Source organism: uncultured Campylobacter sp. (genome assembly GCF_938045625.1).
Lineage (GTDB): Bacteria > Campylobacterota > Campylobacteria > Campylobacterales > Campylobacteraceae > Campylobacter_A.
The window spans coordinates 1-1,658 of the sequence record NZ_CALIAV010000084.1 but is presented as its reverse complement, the minus strand read 5'-3'; the positions used below and the strand labels follow the sequence as shown (position 1 = coordinate 1,658).

The following is a 1,658-nucleotide window of genomic DNA, read 5'->3' as shown; positions in this document are numbered from 1 at the left end:
AAATTCCCCGATATGATTATCCCTGCGTCCTCTAGCCTTTTTAACGTTTTTTGGATGGTGTTCGGGCTTAAATAATGGAATTTTTCCGCAAGTGCTTTAGCGGAGTTAAAAACCCAGCATCTGCCCTCGTAGAAGTTACGCTCGTTGCGCTCGTTTTCTACTAGCCAAAAAACTATCCAGTCCAATAATATCGCCTCTTGAAGTCCGTAGCGCTCTGCTACGTCGGTGTTAAATGAATGTCTCATATCCTGCTTCCTTAAATTTGACTTTCAGTTAAATCCTTCGTAGAATTCCGCCGCCAAGCTAAGAAATTCACCGCAAAGGATTTAAATGACAGACAAAGAGATAGTTTTAGAGCTAACCAAACTCGCAATACAAGCAGAAATGCTCCGATCAAGACCGGAGGATGCTCCTAAAATGGTAGCGGAGGCGTTTAATACTATCGCCGAAAGTATTAAAGACGCCATGAGTAAGCTTAACGATGCAGATATCCATCTAGATCGAAATAAGAAATAATCATTTCTACCATCTTAGCTTGGTCTTTTTTGCTTGAGCGTTTGTCTAGCTCCGTCATTATCTTTTTAAGCGATTTTAAAAAGCGTTTGTTTTCAGCCTTTTTTTCATCGGCGTTTAACGTCGTTTGCATTTTTTATCCTTTCTGCATCTAATTTGCGTATCGATATCCTCTTCCTCATCTTTGTACTCTTCCGTAATGAAACCGATCGCGCTTGCGCCTCCACCTAGCTTATCAACCTCCTCGCGAAGCTTCTTTATCGCGCGCTTGAGTTTTTTAATCTCGCGTTTTAGCTTCACGTCCTACTCTCCAAACCCATACGCAAAGCGCGATTATCCCGCCGATGGCAAAAGCAAGGTCTGCGGTCATTGAGCAGCCTTTTCGTCTTGTTCTTTGATATATGACGGGAGATTAGTGCCCCACTTATCGTATGGGTGTTTAAGCTCTTTATAAGCAGCAAATCTTACATCCCCATTGGGCTTTTTGTCGTTTGTTCCTGCCAAATAGACGCAAATCGTTCCGTCAGAGCTATAAAATTTACGTAAAAATTGTTTTAGCTTATTTCTATATGTAATCTTTTTCATAACTCTATATTACTATTAGTTAGATTAAACGTTACTTAAAGTAATTTGATTTTCGTAGTTAAAAATTATAGAATATTACAAAAAGTAATTTTTTATAAGGAGATCATAATGAAAACCTTCGGTCAAAAGATCAATGAGCTTCTATCCACAAGGGGGATAAATACGGTAGAATTAGCTAGCATTCTGGGTGTTTCGCAATCACTAATAAGTCAATGGCAAAATGGCAGCAAGGAAACAAAGAAATATCTGCCAAAGCTTGCTAAATTTTCAGGCTATCCCGTCGAATACTGGCTAAACAATGAAATAGAGAGTCCTAACGTAGAGCAAATTTCATCAACTAGCGAAAATACGATTTATGTTCCATTTTTTAAAAACGGCGTAGTCTCGGCGGGCTTCGGCGCTCAAAACGGCGACTTAGGCGAGGATGATTTGCTCCCGTTTAACCCGGAAGATTTGAGGATAATGTTTAACGTAAGCCCAAAAGCCACGATAGGGATAATTCCTTGTTTTGGTAACTCTATGGAGCCTACTATACACGAAAGCGATCTGATAGTATTTTG

At 39.8% G+C, this 1,658-nt stretch carries 2 protein-coding genes and 2 pseudogenes; 1 reads left to right on the top strand and 3 read right to left on the bottom strand.

All coding sequences use genetic code 11. The features are described 5' to 3' along the window. The 3 genes and pseudogenes from Q0386_RS07890 to Q0386_RS07880 all read right to left on the bottom strand — a co-directional run. A pseudogene (locus Q0386_RS07890) lies at positions 1-245 on the bottom strand (conjugal transfer protein); the annotation flags it as partial. Positions 246-475: 230 nt separating this feature from the next. Continuing rightward, on the bottom strand, positions 476-646 hold the full coding sequence (locus Q0386_RS07885) for a hypothetical protein (RefSeq protein WP_297963680.1): 171 nt from the start codon (positions 644-646) through the stop codon (positions 476-478). Continuing rightward, on the bottom strand, positions 631-813 hold the full coding sequence (locus Q0386_RS07880) for a LapA family protein (RefSeq protein ID WP_297904325.1): 183 nt from the start codon (positions 811-813) through the stop codon (positions 631-633). Before Q0386_RS07880 ends, Q0386_RS07885 begins: the two co-directional genes overlap by 16 nt. Positions 814-1,206: 393 nt before the next feature. On the opposite strand from Q0386_RS07880, the pseudogene Q0386_RS07875 reads away from it, so the two are divergent. Further along, a pseudogene (locus tag Q0386_RS07875) lies at positions 1,207-1,658 on the top strand (phage repressor protein); the annotation flags it as partial.

Bases quoted from the DNA above. Each gene is read 5' to 3' on its own strand.
- Q0386_RS07885 (WP_297963680.1), bottom strand. From the start codon at position 646: ATGCAAACGACGTTAAACGCCGATGAAAAAAAGGCTGAAAACAAACGC.